This is a genomic window from Paenibacillus sp. FSL R5-0519, from assembly GCF_037974275.1.
Taxonomy (GTDB): Bacteria; Bacillota; Bacilli; order Paenibacillales; family Paenibacillaceae; genus Paenibacillus.
Window position 1 is genome coordinate 6,363,454 of the sequence record NZ_CP150234.1, and the last position, 20,627, is coordinate 6,384,080.

The window sequence follows — 20,627 nt, forward strand, 5'->3', positions numbered from 1 at the left end:
CCATTTTGCAGACATTACAGTGTTGATTCCCCCCATAGGTGCCATTCCTTCGCAAGTTGGCTATAATAAGGGGATCAAAGTTTTCGATAAAGGCAGGAAAATTATGCGTACACGAGTTCACTTTATTGCTCCCTACGAATCGATGATTCCTATTATACAAGAGTGCATTCCCCGTTTTCCCCAGTTAACCATTCAGACAGACGTGGGCGACTTGGCGAAAGGTGTGGAGCTAGCAACCCAAGCTGAAAAAAACGGTGCAGAGATTATCATCAGCCGCGGTGGTACCGCCCAATTGATTAAAAAAGCAGTCACCATTCCCGTCATTGATGTGCAGTTATCGGGTTATGATATGATTCGTTCACTTACCCTTGCAAGCCAGTTTAACGGTCAGACGGCCATCGTTGGTTTCTCCAACATCACCTCTGGTGCACAATCGATTATTGATCTGATGGATCTGCCTCTCAAGGTCTATACCATACATAGCTCGGAAGATGTGGCACGATTGCTCCTTGAGTTGAAAGCTTCCGGGTACCGCCAGATTGTCGGGGATGTGATCACCGTCAACACCGCGAAGACTTATGGTCTGGAGGGATTGTTAATCCAGTCCGGTCAAGAATCCATCCTTAGAGCGATGGCAGATGCGCAGTTGGTCTACCGTTATTTGAGCAAAAATCATGCGATATCGATCATACTGAATGACCTGGTTACACGGGAACATCCGAATTTGCTTATTTTAAATGAACGGAATGAAGTCGTATTCGAGAACCTGACCGACTTTGAGAACAATCCGCTGACCGAAAATCACATGTATCTGACCAACACGAGTCTGGAATTCCACCAATCCCAGGTCCAAAATGTGTTCATGGTGGACGATTACCAGCTCACGGTTAACGCCTATGAAACGACCCTGGACAACAAGAACTTCAAGGTATACATGCTGGAAAAAGGACAACCCTATGCCTTTGCACAATTCGGCATAACAACGTTCACGGACGCATCGATGGAGCCTATCGTTGCCGAATCCCCTGCCATGCAGGCGGTATTAAAGAACATTCGGGCACTTTATGAGAACCATGAACCGATCTATCTGCTAGGTGAAGCGGATTCCGGTAAATCTTTTCTAGTCAAACATATTCATCAGATGTACTCTGCCGGCGGACTGTTATTACAGATCGATCTCTCACAAGTGCCTTCCGGTCATTTGCACAAGATACCACTCGCCAAGGTTCGAAATGTAGAGATTAACCACATGGAGACACGTATGGAAGATCCGGAGTTGCTCTCCTTTATCCAGAGCTGCCTTCATAACCGGATTGGGGTGTTTATACTTGGGGAGCAGGCATTGAACCCACATTGGTCACTTGATCTGGAGCTTAATACAATCATGATGCCAAATCTTGCGGATAGACCAGAAGATCTGGCCCCACTGATGCAGCATTTTCTTACGGGATATTACCAGAAGTACGGAACTACTGCGGTTAGAATAAAAGAAGATGCACTGCAGCTGATCCAAGAACAGATCACACATATGAATGTCAACCAACTGAAACATCTGATCAAGCAGGCTGCACTCAATGAGCAGGAGTATGTCATCTCCACCGCTACCTTATCCCGCTTGCTGGATCAGCAACCTTCTTCTAGCGCAATGAAGTTGAACGGCACGCTGAAGGAGATCGAAAAAGAAGTGATTCAGATTGTGCTTCAGGAGGAAAACAACAATCAATCGAAGGCAGCGGAGCGTCTGGGGATTAACCGGGCCACATTATGGCGTAAACTTAAAGATTAACTTTAAGTTTGCGTCTTTTTTATCGCCTTGTTGTGTTGCATTTTTAAACACCGTGATAATTATTTAAAATTTACAATAATTTATTGTTGCTATATTAAACAATATGGGATAATATAATCCCTGCAAGCGCTTCATAAAAACGATTACTTCATAAGGAGCTAACTACTATGAACATTAAAGCAACTTTAGATCGCATCCCTGGCGGTATGATGGTTGTCCCCCTGCTGCTTGGTGCAACGATCAATACATTCTTCCCGAATGCTCTGCGCATTGGCGGATTCACGGAAGCTCTCTTCGTTAACAGTGCCAGTACGCTGATTGCGCTGTTCCTGTTAATTGCCGGTACACAGATTACGTTCAAAACGGCAGGCTCCTCTGTCGGTAAAGGTTTGACCTTGCTTACGTTCAAATGGGGGATTGGTGCAGCCCTCGGTTTTATCGCAATTTTGTTTGCGGATTCAAGCGGCTTATTCCTGGGACTCGCTCCACTTGCCATTATCGCTGCGATGACCAACTCTAACGGTGGTCTTTACATCGCACTCGCTGGTCAATACGGTAAAGAAGATGACAAGGCAGCTTACCCGTTCCTCGCACTAAGTGATGGTCCGTTCCTGACGATGGTAGCGCTCTCGATCTTTGGTGCAATGGGCTTTGCGAACGGCATGTTCTCCCCAATGTCCTTTGTCGCAGTATTGCTTCCGCTCATCGTTGGTGTCATTATTGGTAATCTGGACCGCAATCTGGCGGAGTGGCTGCACAAAGGCAGTGACAAACTTGTTCCATTCTTCGCCTTCTCACTGGGTATGGGGATCAACTTCTCTTCGATCATCCAAGGTGGACTTGGCGGAATTCTGCTTGGTGTTCTAACCGTGCTCCTTACCGGCGGAATTGGATTCCTGTTGTTCAGAGCCATTGGCTGGAACCCGATTGTTGGTGCTTCCGAAGGTTCAACTGCCGGGAATGCGGTAGGTACACCTGCTGCCATCGTGGCTGCTAATGCTTCATTTGGCCCGATTGCCGAGATTGCTACGGTACAGATTGCGGCGAGCGTTGTAACGACAGCCATCCTGTTACCGATCTTCATCGGGTTCCTCTCCAAACGACTGGAGAAATCAGGCGGAGTCGCCAAATATAATGAACGACCAACCACATAAATGGTTTTGATCTGATCTGATGAATTTAATTGACACTCTAATCCGAACGGACTTTTTATAAAATTGTGCTCACAAGGAGGGATGACTGCATGAAATTAGCCATTATTGCAGATGATTTGACCGGTGCCAATGACAGCGGGGTGCAGCTTGCCCGCCATGGCTTGAAGACCAGTGTTCTTTTTAATATGAATGAAGAACCTCTTACACAATACGATGCTGTCGTCTTTGATACAGATAGTCGTTCCATATCCCCGCAGGAAGCGTATGAACGTGTATATCGGGCTGCTGAATTGCTAACGAACAATGGATTTGAGACGATTTTCAAAAAGATGGACTCCACCATGCGCGGCAATATCGGTATCGAGATTGATGCTGTGTATGATGTAGTTAAGCCTGATTTTATGATGATTGCTCCAGGATATCCGAAAAATAACCGGACTATTCTGGAGGGAATTCATTACCTGAACGGCGTTCCACTGGCAGATACTGAAATTGCCCATGATCCGAAGACACCTGTAACGATTTCCTACCTTCCGGACTTATTGAAACTTCAAACCAAGTACGAAGTTGGCGAGATCACCGTCGCCGATCTGGAAGCCGGCCAGCATCATCTTTGTGCCAAGCTGAAACAGTTGAAGGAAAACAATACTCCATACGTCCTGGTGGACTCCACCGAGGAAAGCCATCTGGAGCTCGTTCTACAGATGACTCGCGAGTTGGATTATACCTTTGCCTGGGCAGGCTCAGCCGGTATTGCCAACTACCTCCCTGCTCACTTTGCACTTGAATCCAAGTCTACCGCGCTAACCATACCCGAGAATCCGGGTCCAATCCTGACGGTGGTGGGCAGTGTAAACAAAAATTCGCGCGAGCAGTTGAGTCGCTTGCTGCGCAAATCGCGCGTAGCTTCTGTCTCCTTCCATTCCTTCAAAGCGGTATCCGCAGCCGCAGACCGCGCGGAAGAGATGGAACGTGTCTATAACGAGGTCCGCGACAAAGCGCTGGAAGGACAAGATGTCGTCCTTTATTCCACCGCTGAACAGATTGATATTGAATTGGCTCGTGCCACGGGCGAAGTTCGGGGACTTAATCACACCGAAGTCAGCAATGAAATTGTACTCGCGATGGGTGAGATCTGTGCCAGACTATTGGAAGAGGGACTTTTCAAAGGGGTATCCATGACGGGCGGCGATACGGCAAAACAAATCTGTCTGAAATGGAATATTAGCGGCTTCGAGCTGCTGGATGAGCTTGAAATCGGCGTGCCGATCTCCAAGTTTATAGGCATTGATGATCTGCATGTGATTACCAAAGCAGGCGGATTCGGCAAACCCGATGTCTTTATCCATGCGATTCAAAAATTAAAAGGAGGTATTCTTGTATGAAACCTACAATAGGAATTACGATGGGCGACGCAGCAGGTATTGGACCGGAGATTATTATGAAAGCACTGGGTCATCAAGAGATGTATGATCAGTGCAACCCACTCGTGATTGGTGATGCGAAGATTCTGGAGCGCGTACTGCCGATCATCGGCTCAAGTCTGAACGTTAACGCGATTCAAGAGCCTTCCGAAGCCAAGTATGAATTCGGTACTGTAGATGTGATTGATTTGAACCTTGTCCCTGCGGACTTGGAATACGGCAAAGTATCTGCCGTGGCTGGGGATGCAGCATTCCAGTTTCTCGCCAAAGCCATTGATCTGGCCAAAAAACACCAGATTCACTCCATCTGCACAGCACCTTTGAACAAAGAAGCCCTGCATCAAGGAGGGCACCTGTATCCAGGACATACCGAAATTCTGGCGGATCTGACGGATACACAGGACTTCTCGATGATGCTGACCACGCCCAATCTGAGAGTCATTCACCTGACGACACACATGGGTCTGATTGATGCCATCGCGAGTATCAACCCGGAAAGAACCTACACCGTTGTGAAGCTTGCCCATGATACGCTGAAAAAAGCAGGCTTTGAGAATCCGCGCGTAGCCGTATGCGGAATCAATCCTCATGCCGGAGAGAACGGACTGTTCGGCAACGGGGAGGAAGAAGAGAAACTGCAGCCCGGCATTGAGCGTGCGCAGCAGGAAGGCATTAACGTTGTTGGTCCACTCCCGGCGGACACACTCTTCTTCCGCGCTGGCCGCGGCGACTTCGATATCGTTGTAGCTTGCTATCACGACCAAGGCCATGCGCCAATTAAGGTAATGGGCATCGAGGAAGGCGTGAACATCACCGTTGGTCTGAAGGGCGGAATCATTCGTACGTCGGTTGACCACGGTACAGCCTTCGACATCGCAGGCAAGAACATCGCCGATGACAAAAGCATGCTGGCTGCCATCCGCTCCGCCATTGAGCTGGCACCGAAGGATCAGGGATAACACCAAGATTCATCCGGTACATGCGTGAGTCTGATCGTAAGATCAATTGCAGATGTATCGGTATATCGGTCGGTATTCGATAAATAGAAAGAAAAAGGCAAACCCTTTGTAATTTCAAGGGTTTGCCTTTTTGTATGTGTCATCCACGCCAACCTATCTCAAGGGAACATACGCTTATTTTTATCACCCACCGTATCCAACCCCAACCATCTAGGCAAAAAACCAACTTAGAATAATAATTCCCAGCCAGATGAAAAAGGAAGCACCGCAAGCAATAATTTCATAGAAATGAATCTGAAACAGCCTGTATGCACCCTGATCTGTTTGGCGAAGCCCGAAGAAATCACAATGCTGATTGATATAGATCAGTCCGCAAGCAAAGGCTAGACCTGATAATATAACGGCAGAAGTCGGTAGACTCATGACATAGCGCGGATTACCCCCAGTTTCAAAACTGAGCTCCCACCCGAACCATTTTGTAATCAGAAACGTCAGCACAATAATTAGAAACACAAGAAGCCCTAAGCTGAAAGGGTGTTGCCTGTAATCGATCAGACGCATAAAGGTCTGCATGAATTGACTTTGAGGCTTCAAATCCTCCTCTTGCTCCTTTAGATCTCCCCTGTCATCATTCAGAATGTAGAAGAATGAGAAGGTAATCATGCCGACAAATATGCTGATCTGCAGCATACGTAAAGCCACACCGAGATGAAAGACAGCGATAACTGCATGGATGATTAGGAGAGACAAAATCAGTCTGCCACCTACAGCCTCTCGGTCTTTCCACATTCGATTCACGAATTGCTGTGCAGGCACCCTCTCAGCATGTATTTCTTGAATTTCATTCTTCATTGGAGCCTCTTGCTTCCGTTTATGCTGAATCATGATATAAGCGAATATCATCATGCATAATCCGATTGCCAAAAGGGCCCATGCTGATCCAGGGTAGAGATCATAGGAGTCAGCTACATCCACGATCCACAACCCATCCAAAATGACGATAAAAATACCTAACATAAGTAGATAAGGTGCTGCTTTATAAACGATTTATCTTCACTCCTTTGTTACATGTTATAAGCATTATGGGAAGTAATTATTTTTACCCTGACAGGGACAGGGGTGAATCTATAACAGCTCACATAGGAGCTTATGTTATGTTAAACTGAATATATATCGGCGAAATCCAAAGCATCACACATATAAGGTATTATGAATACAATACAGATTTTATAGATGAGAAAAAGGAAGAGATTCAATGGGAAGAAAACAATCTTTTACCGAAACAGAGCTACTGGATACGACCAAGAAATTAATTCTGGAGCACGGCTATGACGGTTTTCATCTCAAGCTGCTCTCACAGCATCTCTCCGGAGCCCGAAGCACGATATATCAATATTACGCTAATAAAGAAGAGATTGTTGCTGCTTGTATGAAGCGCGTAATAGCAACCGTGTTGGAGAATTCATTGGCCGTTGATGAGACTGATCCCATGGATGCTCTAGAGCAACTGCTTCTGATCTACGCAGAAGAATCGACGCTCCATCAACTCCTGGGAGATGCCAGCAAAATTAATACGACTAATTCTGCTGCAGCAGCGAGAGATCTTGAATTCATTGAGGAAGCACATCAGACCCTCAAAAATCAATTATTACGCTTATTTGAACGCGCACAGCAGGATCAGGCCCTCCGGCAAGATATCCCTCTACCTGTACTTGTTGGTGTATTCTTCAACTTGATTAATACGCCTAACATGATGAATATCCCTACGCCTGATTGGGGAAAGCTACTGTTCCAAATGTGGATCGGAGGAGCCAAGAGCTAACTTTGTTCTTGGATTTAATTTGACACAAGTGTCATTTATGTCGTTTAATGATGAAGACCGCGTGGCCGCGCATCTAATTTGACACAAGTGTCAAAAAAAGAGAAGGAGTTGAACAGATCATGTTTTTAGCGATGAAGGAGCTAATGCATAGTAAAATGAAGTTTTTGATGATTATCATTATCTTCGTACTCATGGCATGGTTGGTATTTATTTTATCCGGTCTGGGAAATGGATTGTCTACACTAGCCGCATCAACATTCAAGACCATGAAGGCTGATTATGTCATCTTTGAAGAAGGGGCTCAGTCTTCCATGAGCAAGTCACTGTTGTCAGATCAACTGGTGGCGAAGGCGGAACAACTTCCTAATGTGGATGCTGCATCACCTATGGGTAGTTCAATGGCAACAGCAATGAAAGAAACGAGTACCAAGAATGAAGATAAAGTCGATATAGCGATTATAGGAATTAACCCAGGAAGCTTCCTGGAGCCAGCTATTGTAGAAGGTGAAAGCCTGTCTTCCGAGAATCCCACCGGGGTAATTGTGAATTCGACCTTAAAAGATGAGGGCTATAATATCGGGGACACCTTTCAACTGGATGGCACGACAGAATCATTGACGATTATCGGATTTGTGGAGAATCAGACCTATAACCACGTTGCATCCGTATTTACGCCAATGGCTGAATGGCGGAAGATTGCCTTTGCGGCTCCAGGTTCAGATAAAGGAATTGCCGGACCGGTTAATGCGATCATGTTACAAGGCGAGAATATTGATCCAGAAGCTATAAATAAAGAGTTATCCAGTACGGATACCGTTACCCGGTCGGAAGCTGTGCAAGGCATGCCAGGATACAAAGAAGAGAACGGAACGATTCTGATGATGCTTGCCTTTCTGCTCGCGATCTCTGCATTTGTACTCGGGGTATTCTTCTATGTCATTACGATGCAAAAGACCAACCAGTTTGGCATTATGAAAGCGATCGGTGCCAGTAACCGTTTCTTGGGAAAAGCCATTATCTCGCAAGTATTTGTCCTTTCGCTGACTAGCATTGTTGTTGGAATCTTGCTGACTTATGGGACAGCAGCAATTATGCCAAAAGGAATGCCATTTAAGCTGGAGACCAGTCTTGTCTTCAATTATTCTATTATCCTGCTGGTTATCGCTATGTTAAGTTCACTGGTATCTGTTCGCAAAATTACGAAGATTGATCCGCTTAAGGCGCTCGGGAGGGTTGAATAATGAGTAAGGGATTGCACATGCGGGAAGTCACCATGTATTATGCTGAAGGAAACAATCGGATCACCGCGCTCGATCATGTATCCATATCCGTGGAACCGGGGGAATTTGTTGCTGTCGTTGGACCTTCTGGTTCTGGTAAAAGTACATTCTTGTCTATTGCTGGGGCCATGCTGAAAGCCTCCGAAGGAGATATTCAACTAAACGGAAATCATATTTCGAAGCTTACGGAGAAAGAGCTATCTAATATACGGCTGCAAGAAGTTGGATTTATTATGCAATCTTCCAATCTAGTTCCCTATCTAAATGTTCTCGATCAACTGTTAGTTGTAAAAAGAATGGCGGGAACGGTAAAAAAAGAGGATAAGGCATTTGCCACCAAACTGCTGGAAGAACTGGGGCTGGGTTTGAAGTTAAAAAGTTTTCCCGAAGAGTTATCCGGTGGTGAGAAACAACGGACAGCCATTGCGCGTTCATTAATGAATAATCCCAACATCATCTTGGCCGATGAACCAACCGCCAGTTTGGACACCAAACGAGCCCATGAAGTGGTTAGTCTAATCGCGCAAGAAGTGAAATCACGCCAAAAAGCGGCCATTATGGTTACCCATGATGAGCGTATGCTTGAATATTGTGACAAGGTCTATCGGATGTATGATGGCGGTCTGTCCCTAGCCAAATCATAAATATATGGACTGAATCCTATCCGTGTCGTTAACTATTATTTTCTTATAAATCTTCTGTCCAGAAAAATAGCCCGTTAACTAGCAATTTAAGCCTGTCCATCACTCCGCTTGTCGTTCACCCACAAGCATCATTTCATGTTTGCTCTGCGATGGTCTGCTCCGTCGATAGGCACTTGGTGACATACCGCTCTGTTTGTTGAAGATGCGATTGAACTGGGAAAAGCTGGCGAAACCACACTGTGCAGCAATGTCCGTAATTTTTTCACTCGAATTCAGCAGCAATTGCTGGGCATTACGAATTCGGGTCATCTGCACATACTCCGTGAAGGTAAAACCAGTGACCCTGTTGAATTGGCGGGACAAGTGGTGGGCACTTACATAAAACCGCCTGGATACCTCGTCCAAAGATAAATCCTGCTGATAATGGCTGTGAATATAGGATGCAATGGCATACATGCGCCGGGACATCGATGATCCTGTCTCTTCTCGCACATACCCGTTCTCTGCCGCGTAATGATGAATGGCACACAGAAACTCTACAAATTTATGATGGATCACAACCGGTTGAAGCGTAGAGCGCTGCTGGGATATGGCAAAAATGTCATTGATGGGCGCGAGGATTTCTTTGCGCCTTTCTTCCGGAAAGCGAAAAATCGGAACCTCTTCATCAAAAATGGAGAATAGTTCATTGTAACCGTTCTCAAGTCCTGGCATATGGCGAGGCATCGCAAAATTAATCATCAACCGTTTTGGCGGTGTACCTTTCGGATACTGCGTCTTATGCAGCAAAGAAGGTCGCAGCAGCACGATATCCAATGGCTGAATCTCATATAAACTGCCTTCAATAATATGCGCAGCCGTACGATCCAGAAGAATACAGACTTCATAGAAATCATGAAAGTGCTGAAACTCCATATTCAGATCATGAGAACGCTCGTCATAATCCAGATGATAAAAGAGTTCGTCTCCAGGCTGATTGACATGGATTACATATCCCTGCTCGTATGTCAAAACGGATGTTGTCATGGACATGCCTCCTATCCCGATACTAATGATTTTATTTTAGCATGAAATGCAATAAAAATACGTCTTTTTCAGCATACATTACGTAGTTTGCTCCCTTTCCCCTTTGTTATGATAGAGTTGATATGTTAGCGCTTGCATTATTCTTGCTCCAACGACGACTACAGCCTGTACTTACTACAAACCAAGGTGGGAAACCAACATGAAAATGAATTCCTTGTATACTCGGATCCATACCATAGTTAAACACTTGGAACGTGCACGACTGACCTCAAAGACATATATACCGGAGCTTTATCATAAAGAAAGTGGTTACCACTCCTGGGAACTGGTGCATGAAGACCCTTCCTCCTGGAACGTATTTCGTAAAGGTGATGGCTGGGGCGGCAAAGATGTACACAGCTGCTTCAAAGCCCGGATTCGCATCCCGGATCATATGGAAGGAAAAAAAGTCGTATGTACCATCGTCACCGGTGCGGATGATATCTGGAACTATGATAATCCGCAATTTCTGGCATTCCTGAATGGGGAACTGATCTGTGGTCTGGATGTGAACCATACGGAAATTGACCTGACACCTGCTGCGGCAAAAGGCGAAGAATTCGAACTGGCTTTATATGCGTACTGTAGTACTTCGGCAGCCGATGTCTTTCTCAATGTCTATGTAGCTGAGCATCATCAGCCTGTCACCGATCTATATTACGATCTTAAGGCTGCGCTCGATGCGGCGGATCTGCTGCGTGAAGATGATCTGGAGCGGCTGAATTTGGTCGAACATCTGAATAACGCCGTGAATCTGCTGGATTTGCGTCAGGAGAACAGCGCAGAATTCCATGCGTCAGTACCGGAAGCGCGCCAATATCTGCAAGATCATGTCTATGGTGATGTCCGTCCTGCGGGTGATCACATCCCAACTGTTCACTGTATTGGACACACGCATATCGATGTGGCATGGCTATGGACATTGGATCAGACCCGGGAGAAGGTCATTCGCAGCTTCGCGAGTGTACTATATCTCATGGACAAGTTCCCAGAATACACGTTCATGTCCTCGCAACCGCAGTTATATGCGTACTTGAAAGCAGACTACCCGTCTCTCTATGAAAAAATCAAGGAAAAGGTAGCCGAAGGCCGCTGGGAAGCCGAAGGTTCGATGTGGCTGGAAGCCGATTGTAACTTGATCTCCGGCGAATCCATGATCCGTCAGATTATATACGGGAAACGTTTCTTCAAGGAAGAGTTCGGCGTAGAGAACCGTGTGCTCTGGCTGCCGGATGTATTTGGTTATAGTGCAGCGATGCCGCAGATTATGCGCAAGAGTGGCATTGATTATTTTATGACCACCAAAATTGCCTGGAATGATACGAACCAGATTCCGAATGATACGATGTACTGGAGAGGTATTGACGGCTCTGAAGTTCTAACCCATTTCATCACAGCGACAGACTATGACAAGCATCCCGATTTCAGACAACGTCGATTCGAAACGACTTATAATGGACGATTCAACGCCTCCCAAGTCAAAGGCACGTGGCAGCGATACCAGAACAAAAACATTAATGCAGATGTTCTGCAATGTTTCGGGTTCGGAGATGGCGGCGGTGGACCAACCGAAGAGATGCTGGAGCATGGCAGACGACTTGATGTTGGATTGCCAGGTGTGCCTGCGGTGAAACGTACCTTTGTACGTGAGTTTTTCGAGAAGCTGGAGCAAAATCTGGTGGATGTGCCTTCCGTTCCCCGCTGGTCGGGTGAGCTGTATCTGGAGTATCACCGCGGTACCTACACTTCCATGGCCCGCAACAAACGGTACAACCGTCATAGCGAATTTGCGTTGGCCGATGCCGAGCTGTATGCCATGATTCATCGTCAGGCGGATGCACAGGCAGCCTATCCAACCGATGCACTGGAGCATGCATGGAAGCTGACGATGCTGAATCAGTTCCATGATATTCTGCCGGGCAGCTCCATTGAGCAGGTATATGTGGATTCCAAAGAGCAATATGAAGAAGTGCTGCGTGTCACGGATGAGCTGAAAGACAGCGCACTGAACGGCATTGCAAGCCGAATTACATCTGATGGCGAAGCCATTGTCGTATTCAACACCACTGGATTCGTACGAACAGATGTGGTTGAACTGCCTGCTTTTGCGAGAAAAGTGACCGTCCATGATGGAGATCGTCCTGTACCAAGCCAGCGTACTCCCGAAGGCGGACTTGTGTTCCTTGCAGAGAACGTGCCGGCATCCGGGTATAAATCCTTCCGAATCATACCGGATCTGACAGACGAACTTGTTGCTGGCGTATCAGTTGCACAGTGGGAAGCCAATCAGCGCCACATCCATACACCTTGGTATGATATTCAACTGAATGAACGTGCCGAGTTCATATCCGTATGGGACAAGCTAGAGGGGCGTGAGCTGCTTCAGTCTGGCAAGCGTGGTAATGTGCTGCAAGTGTTCGAGGATCGACCTGCGGAATATGAGGCATGGAACATTGACGACTATTATGAACAGCATATGTGGGAGATTAACGACCTGCAGTCACTGGAGTGGGTTGAAAGCGGGCCGGTGCGTTCCGTGTTGCAAGTGAAGCGACAGTTCCTGGACTCTGTCGTTGAACAAACGATTATCTTCTACGCGCATACACGCCGAATTGATTTCCGTACGTTAGTGGATTGGAAGCAGGAGCATTTGCTGCTGAAAGCCGCCTTCCCGCTGGATATCTGGAGTGAGAAAGCGGTCTACGAAATCCAGTACGGCAATGTGGAGCGTGCTACGCACCGTAATACGAGCTGGGATCAAGCCCGGTTTGAAGTATGCGGACAGAAGTGGGCCGATCTGGCGGAGAACGGGTACGGGGCTGCGCTGCTGAATGACTGCAAATACGGATATGATATTCATAACTCGGTGATGCGACTGTCACTGATCAAGAGCGCAACGTACCCGAATGAAAATGCCGACAAAGAGCAGCACGTATTCACCTACGCGCTCTATCCGCATCAGGGCGACTTCCGTGAAGGACGTGTCATCCAAGCTGCTTATGATCTCAACCGTCCGCTGGTTGCTCGTGAGATTGCATCGCAAACCGGCACGTTACCTGGGTTGTGGTCACTCGCATCGGTTGATCAGGATAATGTCGTGCTGGAGGTTATCAAAAAAGCCGAGAACAACGATGATATGATCATCCGTCTCTATGAAGCACATGGTCGCCGCAGCCGTGCTTCCCTGCAATTGCCTGAAGGAGCAAGTGCTACGGCGTACGCGTGTGATTTACTTGAGAATAACGAAGCAGAATGCGCCGTGGAAAATGGTCGGGTTTCTTTTGATATCAAACCGTATGAGATTCTAACTTTCCGCATTCCTGCGAGACAATAGCAGAACTTACGCAACCCGGAAAACTGCAACAACCCTTAAATTGCTCCAATAATGAAAGGCTGCCTCCTGTCATATCTGACATGGGAGCAGCCCTTCCTTATTTTCTATGTATTACACGTTATATTCTCATACCACCACTGCATTCTAGTTGAAGTCCATCCAGTAAAATTGAGAGATGGCAATCCCTAGCCCGATAAGATTAGCCACAATAAAAAACCACTTTTTCGCCCTTCTACTTGTTTGTTCCCCCGTCCATAAACTCCAGGCTACAATTCCATTCACCACAACCATAATAATCAGCGCGAACCACCAGTTAGCCACCACTAAACATCGCCCTCCCCTGAACAACCTGCTCATGACCCCATTGCTATGCTGCTTGCCATCCAGAATTCCACAGATGTATGCTCTTATCGTTATTAATATAGCCCGATAAGGCAGGCTATGACTAGATGCAATTCAATCAAAAACACCCTTTGGAATTTCACTGGTAACCCAGAGGGGCCAATAATTATTCCAAAAGGTGCGCAGGTTATAATGGCGTTTAATCACATCGTACTTACAGTCTGGAACACATTTAATTTCATATTGATCCATACTTGGCAGCAAGTGACACGAAAAGTTTTTCATATTGCTTTGTAAAGTTGGGCAGATATTGCTTGTCCTTCTTTAAAATTCTTCGTACTCACTTGGGTCCTGATCCCACAAGCGTCCATCCGGACGATTAAATGCAGAAATGACCTGCATCTCTTCTGTGCTCAACCCAAAATCAAATATATTGATATTTTCCTGCTGATGTTGCAAGGAGCCCGCTTTCGGAATTGGAATAGAGCCCAGCTGAACATGCCAGCGCAAAATGATCTGGGTTGGCGTTTTGCCATGCGTTTCCGCGATCCGAAGAATGTTCTCATCCTTCAGAATATCCTGTACGGCATCATTGCCACGTCCGATCGGACTCCAGGATTCGTTCACGATGCCATGCTTCGCATCCTGTTCCCGCTGACCAGCTTGGTCAAAGAACGGATGCAGCTCAATCTGATTCAGACTCGGTGCTACCCCCGTCTCCTTAATCAGGCGTTCATTGTGCTCAGGCAGGAAGTTGCTGACGCCGATGGATCGGATATATCCACGCTTTTTGGCTTCGATCAGTGCTTGCCATGCCTCGACATACATGTCCTTCTTCGGATTGGGCCAGTGGATCAGATACAGGTCATAATAGTCCAGATCCGCTCTGTACAATGATTCCTGAATCGCCACGAGTGCTTTATCCTGAGCGTGATAACGCCCCGGCAGCTTCGAGGAAATCAGCAGTTCTTCTCTGGCAATGGAGCTTTGTTTAATTGCTCTGCCCACGGTTGCCTCATTCTCATAGTTATACGCCGTATCAATTAATCGATAACCCGCATCCATGGCAGATGCGATCGATTTAACGCCTTCTTCACCTTTCAGACTATAGGTACCAAATCCAATTGCAGGTACTTTCAAGCCATCGTTCAATGTATATTCCGGAATCTGATGGTTCATGTGAGAACTCTCCTTTGCCAAAAGGTTAGATTTTCGTTCCGAGATTAGATTGTTAGAAAATAAACGTCCTCTCGTTATTCTACCCCTTCACGCTGGCTTGAATCAATGCGAACTCCTTTACATCTAAACCATCCAATAACACTTCAACTCGGTAGACCTATCATAGACATATACATCTATTTGCCATCTCCAATAATTAAATCTGTGATGATGTCTAACTGTTTCTCTACCGCAATAGGGTCACTCGGAAGGAACTGATCAAAGTTAATGGAGTATACGTGACCTGCTTTCCCGGCTGGTGAGGCATCAATCAACTTTTGCACATCCTTGAGCTTGTCCTCAGCTCCCTCATTGACGGCCAGGAACAGACGGTCACCGATAAATTCGGGAATGACCTCGGTGGAAATCTCCCACGTTTCTCCATGAATGACGTCCGACTCTACCTTGGCCGCTGGCTTCAACCCAAGATATTTATAAATAATGTTGCCCCCCATATTGGTATCTCCGTATACAAAAAGAGCATCTGGACGCACGTTTAATATAGAATACGTTTCATCCGCACGAACATAAGGGCTAATTTTCGTTTTGTACGCTGCGATTTTGGCTTTGAATTGCTCATTCCATAACCGTGCTTCCTCTTGTTTCCCGAGAATATCCCCAAACATCTCCACATCTTTAATCGGGTCATTATACTGCTCGACAACAATGGTTGGAGCGATCTGACTCAGTGCATCATACCCGCCTTCCACAGCTTCTGCGAATGCTTCCGTTGTCACAATCAGATCTGGCTCCAGTGACAGGATTTTCTCGGCATCTGGCGGAACGCCCACATCTGAAATACCGGAAGTATCATCTATAAGTGGGTTATCCAAAATATATGTCGTTGTGCCAACCGGCTTCACCCCCAGCGCCATCAATTCGCCCAAGTGATAGAAGCTGACGACTCGCTGTGGGTTCACAGGAATATCGGTTGCGCCCTTCAGATGTTTATATATCCGCGTTTCCACAGCTGCGCTGTCTGTAGCTACAGCAGTATTCGTATCTGATGAAGCTGGCTGGGAAGCCGTTGCTCCTGGAGTACTGCTGGTCTGGCAAGCGCTTAGAAGCAAGGATGTGCATAATAACATCATCGCCCCAAAGGCTGGTCTTGAAAATCTAAACATGGATGTGTCCCCTTCCCCAATCCGTTGATAATAAGTCTCATTCTCATTATGAGAACCGGAGTTAGGGGTTACAATAGACGATTCTAACCAGCGTAATGGATTATACTGAACCTGCACCGGTTGCCGATATTGCTTACGAAATTGAAGCGGCGATAAACCGGTATGCTTTTTGAACAAACGACTGAAATAATACATATCCGCATACCCCACGTTGCTTGCGATTTCCTGGATCCGGGCATCGGACCTGAGAAGGTACTGCTTCGATCTGTGAACGCGCACATGAATGAGATATTCGATGGGCCCCAATCCAATCTGGTTCTTGAACAAACGGGACAGGTAACTGGTGCTGCAATGGTATCTCTGTGCTAATTCTTCGGCTGTAATTGGTTTACTATAGTGATCGTGAATATAGTGGATTGCGTCAGTGACGATATTGGGTTTGCTGCTTTCCTTTTTAGCCAATGTCTGAATCTGTTGCCGCATGATCTCGTACACCAACGGAAGAAAAACCGACTGTGCCTGTAGCTTGTCTATGGAGGCGGGTTCTTGCCACAGACGGTTCATGGCTTCACACTTTTCCTGAACAGGGAGTAATGCATACGGTGCAAACCCATACGTCATCTGGAAACCCTTTCGATCTTCCGGCGATGCACACTCTGTATATAAAATCAGATAACAGGCAAAGTCCTGTCCCAACGGTATAATACTTAGCCCAGCATCTGCTCCCCCGTGCAATATGTATGCTGAATGAGTCTGGTAGACCTCGCCTGATATCCTTATCCTAGCCTCTCCATGAGTAGTGATTAAGAAGAAGCTGTTATGCGCTACATCGTGATCAGGAACAGTTCCATGCTCCGCACGATAATACCGAATATCCAGTAGTCTAACGGCCGTTCGGCTCCACTGTTCGATATGAGCTTCCCAATCCATACACGTTCCCCCTACTTCTTCGTTCTTAAAATATGCCTATTATATCACAGACAAAAAGCCATCAACCCAGATGAGTTAATGGCTTATGCATGAATAGTATTTTTGAAAAGGTAGAGCTAGTATGAGTTCATATCTATCATGATTAATGATTATGAAATAGTTTTACCGCATCACTTTTCGATGAAAGTCCTAGTATTCTCGCGCAAATTGTTTATCCTCTTTCAGTTGCACAATGTCATGTCCGGTTGGATTCTGGAAGGCCCGCAGTCCAAAAGTTGACGCCACCGCGAAGATATGGTCAAAGATATCCGCCTGAACGTTCTCATATACACCCCAGTTGATATCATTGCTGAATGCATAGATTTCCAGAGGCAGCCCGCGATCTTCCGGTGCTAATTGTCGCACAATCATCGTCATATCTTTATTGATCTTCGGATGATTCCTCAAATATTGATGGATATATTCCCGGAACACACCAACGTTGGTCAGCTGTCTGCCGTTCACGTTGCTTTCAGTATTCACCTGGTGCTCCATGTTGTACGCTTGAATTTCTTTAAGTTTGGAAGTGACATAATCTGTCAGGTAATGAATCTTCTCAAATTCAGCCACCATCTCTTCCGTACAAAAACGAATACTGCTGATGTCGATATAGATGCTCCGCTTAATTCTTCTGCCACCGGACACCTGCATGCCTCTCCAGTTACGGAACGAGTCCGATATGAGGGCATAGCTTGGAATCATCGTAATCGTTTTATCAAAATTCATCACTTTCACGGTGTTCAATGTAATGTCGATAACGTCCCCGTCTGCATTATACTTTGGCATCTCGATCCAGTCACCAACACGCACCATATCGTTCGACGATAGCTGTACACCAGCCACGAGGCCAAGGATCGAGTCTTTGAATACGAGCATTAATACCGCCGATAATGCACCAAGTCCACTGAGGATAATGAGCGGATTTTGTCCAATCAGGCTGGAGATGACGATAATGCCCCCGATAATGAACAGAACGATCTTGGCTACCTGAATGTAGCTCTTGATTGGGCGAATCTTCGACACCTCATAGGTACGATAGATATCATCAAATACATTAAGCAAAGCATTCATTACCGTGATCATGATGACAATCATGTAGGTCATTGCTGCTTTCTCAATTAAGCCCTGATAAGACGGGAAAATATAAGCCGAATAATAGATAATAATAGCCGGCACAAGATGCGACAGCTTCTGAAATAAATTTTTCTGAACCACGATGTGGCCCCACTTGAAACGGTTATTACTTACAATACGATGCACCGTCTTCAGTACCACTCGCTTGGCAATCACATTCGCCAATATCGAGATTAGTGCGATAAAAACAATCATGATAACATTCGCCAGATATCCAATAGCGGGTTCACTCATGCCAATTTCTTCTAGTTGATTTCGGATAAAGTCCATGGTTACCTCCCAACGCAAAGTATGAACTTATCATTATAGAGCAGATTCCATGTTGAAGTAAAATTTCACAGGTCTCCAAAAAATAACATAATCCCTTATCCCATCTGTACGATCACGTCACACCATCCGTCAGAAAAAGGACACTTCCTCGCCAATCAGTGCATGTGCAGATCACGTTCAGTATTCCTGTCATTTTCAGCAGACTATGGGCGTAATCACTTTACACCATTGAAAGGACGAGGTAAGATCGCTTTGTCATCCCCCATGGAAAGGAGTGATATTAGTATGAAATTATACGGGCCAAGCATCACATCATCTCTAACCTTTGTGCTCTTAAATATAAGACATATAGATGGACAGGAAGGCAACAAGCAACACTCGGATAGCCATACACTAATCTACATTACTTCGGGACAGGCGAAGCTTGATTGGAATGAGAGTCCACCCTGCTCCGTGCGTTCAGGAAGCTGCTTCCTGCTTGCTCCTGGAACTCCATACCGTTTCTCACTGGAAGATGGTCAAGCAGTACAAGGATATGAAGTCATGTTTGACGGGATACGTATGCTGGAGACTCGTCATGCTAAAGGGCAGCTCCGACGTGTACCAGCAAGCTTTCCGTATGAAGGAGAAATCTTCTGGTTTGAGCGGCCCCAAATCAGGGAAATGTTAAATCGGTTGCATGCGGGACGTGGTCAGACCGATGAGCGTCAGGAGTTGCGGCGGCAGCGGCTGTTCCTTGATCTTCTGGATCATATCTGGGAGCAGCTTGGAAATACGGAGAAGGCGGCCCCCAGCATAAACCCGGCTATTCAGCGATCCATTCACTACATGGAGCAACAATACGATCAGGAGCTGACTAGAGAACAACTTGCCCAGGTAGCCGATATGAGCCCGGGGTATTATTCATCCATGTTTCGTAAGGAAACGAGCAAAAGCCCGATGGACATGCTGGCCGAAATTCGGATTAGGCACGCAAAGCAAATGCTGGTCACCTCAGGCAGCTCTATCCGTGATATTGCCCAATTGGTCGGATTCAGCAATCAGTACTATTTCAGTACACGCTTTAAACAGGCGGTCGGCCTATCTCCTACAGCATATGTGCAGCGCAATCATGAACAAGGCATTGCCAACTCACTACAATACACCTCTTATCTTCGCTCCTCATTTTCGTTAAGGGAACGTGAGGCAGAAGAGCCACAGCGATTTGTCAGTCTCTTTTTGGAAGATCATTTAACCGTACTGGGCATTAAACCGATTGTACAGTATGCGCGTTCCGGTTATTACCAGAGATACTTGTCAAGCTATCTGGATGGAGTGCAGAAGCTGGATGTTAGCCATATGGATTTTGGTCTTTTGCGGCGAATGCGTCCGGATATGATTTTACTCGGGTTTGCCGATTTTGCCGCCGACGGGCGATATGAGCAGTTCGCCGAGATCGCTCCTACCTATGTATTTCAGAGAGCGGGAAGTGACTGGAGATCAACTCTTACGAGTATTGCCAGCCTTCTTCAACGGGAAGAGGAAGCCCGGCAAGCCATAAAGCGCTACGACGAACAGACAAGACTGGCACGCCAGGAATTGGCGGAAATGCTTCAAGGTGAGACCGTGGCACTGCTCCGCTTTCATTTCAGGGAAGGACTATGTCTCTATGGTGGTTCGGGAGGTTATTCCAGCTCTGTCCTTTATGATGACTTGGGCTTGAAGATGCCTTCGCTTCTTCAGGAATGGGCCCATAGTGGTGCAAGAGTGGTCATCCCGATCAAGCCGGAGACTCTACGCCAGCTGGAAGCCGATCATTTGTTTGTCATTGTGGATGATGCCCAGATTGAGCAGGCACGAACGTTGCGCCAGAGCTCGTTATGGAATGAGCTGGATGCAGTTCGAAACCATCAGGTGTATATGGGAACAACGGATATATGGATGACATTCGGAATGATTGCTCATGAACGAAAGATCCAGCATGTGCTAGAGTCCCTCCGCAGCCACAGGGGTCATTCTTACGGTAACCAAAACCTAAAAGCATAAACGGACAATCTCATAAATAAAATCAAACATTCCTGTATGGTGACAGTTCCCATACTCATGATACTATCTATATGATA

15 protein-coding genes are annotated in these 20,627 nt (G+C 46.4%); 9 read left to right on the forward strand and 6 right to left on the reverse strand.

What is annotated here, in order from left to right:
• Positions 1 to 103: 103 nt before the first annotated feature.
• The 4 genes from MKY73_RS28630 to pdxA all read left to right on the forward strand — a co-directional run bounded on the left by MKY73_RS28630 (position 104) and on the right by pdxA (position 5,323).
• The gene (locus MKY73_RS28630) at positions 104 to 1,786 is read left to right on the forward strand and encodes a PrpR N-terminal domain-containing protein (protein WP_339304815.1); all 1,683 of its coding nucleotides are present in this window, start codon (positions 104 to 106) and stop codon (positions 1,784 to 1,786) included.
• 167 nt (positions 1,787 to 1,953) lie between these two features.
• A complete protein-coding gene (locus MKY73_RS28635) occupies positions 1,954 to 2,940 on the forward strand; it encodes a 2-keto-3-deoxygluconate permease (protein WP_339304816.1) in 987 nt (328 codons plus the stop codon).
• Positions 2,941 to 3,029: 89 nt separating this feature from the next.
• Entirely contained in the window at positions 3,030 to 4,325 is a 1,296-nt protein-coding gene (locus tag MKY73_RS28640) for a four-carbon acid sugar kinase family protein (RefSeq protein WP_339304818.1), read from the forward strand.
• Positions 4,322 to 5,323 carry a 4-hydroxythreonine-4-phosphate dehydrogenase PdxA gene (gene pdxA, locus MKY73_RS28645; RefSeq protein WP_192136204.1) on the forward strand — a complete coding sequence of 334 codons (1,002 nt, stop codon included), beginning with the start codon at positions 4,322 to 4,324 and terminating at the stop codon, positions 5,321 to 5,323. The genes MKY73_RS28640 and pdxA overlap by 4 nt, the downstream gene beginning before the upstream one ends.
• A 210-nt stretch (positions 5,324 to 5,533) precedes the next feature.
• On the opposite strand, the gene MKY73_RS28650 is transcribed toward pdxA, so the two are convergent.
• Positions 5,534 to 6,340, reverse strand: a complete 807-nt coding sequence (locus MKY73_RS28650; RefSeq protein WP_339304820.1) for a hypothetical protein — start codon at positions 6,338 to 6,340, stop codon at positions 5,534 to 5,536.
• Between the two features lie 238 nt (positions 6,341 to 6,578).
• Between MKY73_RS28650 and MKY73_RS28655 the strand changes: the two genes are divergently transcribed.
• From MKY73_RS28655 to MKY73_RS28665, 3 genes are all read left to right on the forward strand, one after another.
• Entirely contained in the window at positions 6,579 to 7,145 is a 567-nt protein-coding gene (locus tag MKY73_RS28655) for a TetR/AcrR family transcriptional regulator (protein WP_339304822.1), read from the forward strand.
• 119 nt (positions 7,146 to 7,264) lie between these two features.
• Positions 7,265 to 8,386: an FtsX-like permease family protein gene (locus MKY73_RS28660; RefSeq protein WP_339304824.1), complete on the forward strand. Its 1,122-nt coding sequence runs from the start codon at positions 7,265 to 7,267 to the stop codon at positions 8,384 to 8,386.
• Entirely contained in the window at positions 8,386 to 9,069 is a 684-nt protein-coding gene (locus MKY73_RS28665) for an ABC transporter ATP-binding protein (protein WP_124118298.1), read from the forward strand. The genes MKY73_RS28660 and MKY73_RS28665 overlap by 1 nt, the downstream gene beginning before the upstream one ends.
• 99 nt (positions 9,070 to 9,168) lie before the next feature.
• Here MKY73_RS28665 and MKY73_RS28670 read toward each other — a convergent pair whose 3' ends face one another.
• Positions 9,169 to 10,095 (reverse strand): AraC family transcriptional regulator, encoded by a 927-nt coding sequence (locus MKY73_RS28670; protein WP_339304826.1) that lies wholly within the window; start codon positions 10,093 to 10,095, stop codon positions 9,169 to 9,171.
• Between the two features lie 199 nt (positions 10,096 to 10,294).
• Between MKY73_RS28670 and MKY73_RS28675 the strand changes: the two genes are divergently transcribed.
• Complete coding sequence (locus tag MKY73_RS28675) at positions 10,295 to 13,468, forward strand: alpha-mannosidase (RefSeq protein ID WP_339304828.1); 3,174 nt, start codon at positions 10,295 to 10,297, stop codon at positions 13,466 to 13,468.
• Positions 13,469 to 13,612: 144 nt separating this feature from the next.
• Here the strand turns inward: MKY73_RS28675 and MKY73_RS28680 are convergent, their stop codons facing one another.
• The 4 genes from MKY73_RS28680 to MKY73_RS28695 all read right to left on the reverse strand — a co-directional run bounded on the left by MKY73_RS28680 (position 13,613) and on the right by MKY73_RS28695 (position 18,525).
• The gene (locus tag MKY73_RS28680) at positions 13,613 to 13,792 is read right to left on the reverse strand and encodes a hypothetical protein (RefSeq protein WP_339304830.1); all 180 of its coding nucleotides are present in this window, start codon (positions 13,790 to 13,792) and stop codon (positions 13,613 to 13,615) included.
• A gap of 342 nt (positions 13,793 to 14,134) precedes the next feature.
• Positions 14,135 to 14,989 (reverse strand): aldo/keto reductase, encoded by an 855-nt coding sequence (locus MKY73_RS28685; RefSeq protein WP_339304831.1) that lies wholly within the window; start codon positions 14,987 to 14,989, stop codon positions 14,135 to 14,137.
• Between the two features lie 176 nt (positions 14,990 to 15,165).
• Entirely contained in the window at positions 15,166 to 17,082 is a 1,917-nt protein-coding gene (locus MKY73_RS28690; RefSeq protein ID WP_339304833.1) for an AraC family transcriptional regulator, read from the reverse strand.
• Between the two features lie 189 nt (positions 17,083 to 17,271).
• Complete coding sequence (locus MKY73_RS28695) at positions 17,272 to 18,525, reverse strand: mechanosensitive ion channel domain-containing protein (RefSeq protein ID WP_339304834.1); 1,254 nt, start codon at positions 18,523 to 18,525, stop codon at positions 17,272 to 17,274.
• 285 nt (positions 18,526 to 18,810) lie between these two features.
• Here MKY73_RS28695 and MKY73_RS28700 point away from each other — a divergent pair, with 285 nt between their 5' ends.
• On the forward strand, positions 18,811 to 20,550 hold the full coding sequence (locus tag MKY73_RS28700) for a helix-turn-helix domain-containing protein (RefSeq protein WP_339304836.1): 1,740 nt from the start codon (positions 18,811 to 18,813) through the stop codon (positions 20,548 to 20,550).
• Positions 20,551 to 20,627: the final 77 nt, after the last annotated feature.

Bases quoted from the DNA above. Each gene is read 5' to 3' on its own strand.
- MKY73_RS28665 (WP_124118298.1), top strand. From the start codon at position 8,386: ATGAGTAAGGGATTGCACATGCGGGAAGTCACCATGTATTATGCTGAA.
- MKY73_RS28660 (WP_339304824.1), top strand. From the start codon at position 7,265: ATGTTTTTAGCGATGAAGGAGCTAATGCATAGTAAAATGAAGTTTTTG.
- MKY73_RS28670 (WP_339304826.1), bottom strand. From the start codon at position 10,095: ATGACAACATCCGTTTTGACATACGAGCAGGGATATGTAATCCATGTC.
- MKY73_RS28700 (WP_339304836.1), top strand. From the start codon at position 18,811: ATGAAATTATACGGGCCAAGCATCACATCATCTCTAACCTTTGTGCTC.
- MKY73_RS28640 (WP_339304818.1), top strand. From the start codon at position 3,030: ATGAAATTAGCCATTATTGCAGATGATTTGACCGGTGCCAATGACAGC.
- MKY73_RS28685 (WP_339304831.1), bottom strand. From the start codon at position 14,989: ATGAACCATCAGATTCCGGAATATACATTGAACGATGGCTTGAAAGTA.
- MKY73_RS28690 (WP_339304833.1), bottom strand. From the start codon at position 17,082: ATGGATTGGGAAGCTCATATCGAACAGTGGAGCCGAACGGCCGTTAGA.
- pdxA (WP_192136204.1), top strand. From the start codon at position 4,322: ATGAAACCTACAATAGGAATTACGATGGGCGACGCAGCAGGTATTGGA.
- MKY73_RS28655 (WP_339304822.1), top strand. From the start codon at position 6,579: ATGGGAAGAAAACAATCTTTTACCGAAACAGAGCTACTGGATACGACC.
- MKY73_RS28635 (WP_339304816.1), top strand. From the start codon at position 1,954: ATGAACATTAAAGCAACTTTAGATCGCATCCCTGGCGGTATGATGGTT.
- MKY73_RS28650 (WP_339304820.1), bottom strand. From the start codon at position 6,340: ATGTTAGGTATTTTTATCGTCATTTTGGATGGGTTGTGGATCGTGGAT.
- MKY73_RS28675 (WP_339304828.1), top strand. From the start codon at position 10,295: ATGAAAATGAATTCCTTGTATACTCGGATCCATACCATAGTTAAACAC.
- MKY73_RS28630 (WP_339304815.1), top strand. From the start codon at position 104: ATGCGTACACGAGTTCACTTTATTGCTCCCTACGAATCGATGATTCCT.
- MKY73_RS28695 (WP_339304834.1), bottom strand. From the start codon at position 18,525: ATGGACTTTATCCGAAATCAACTAGAAGAAATTGGCATGAGTGAACCC.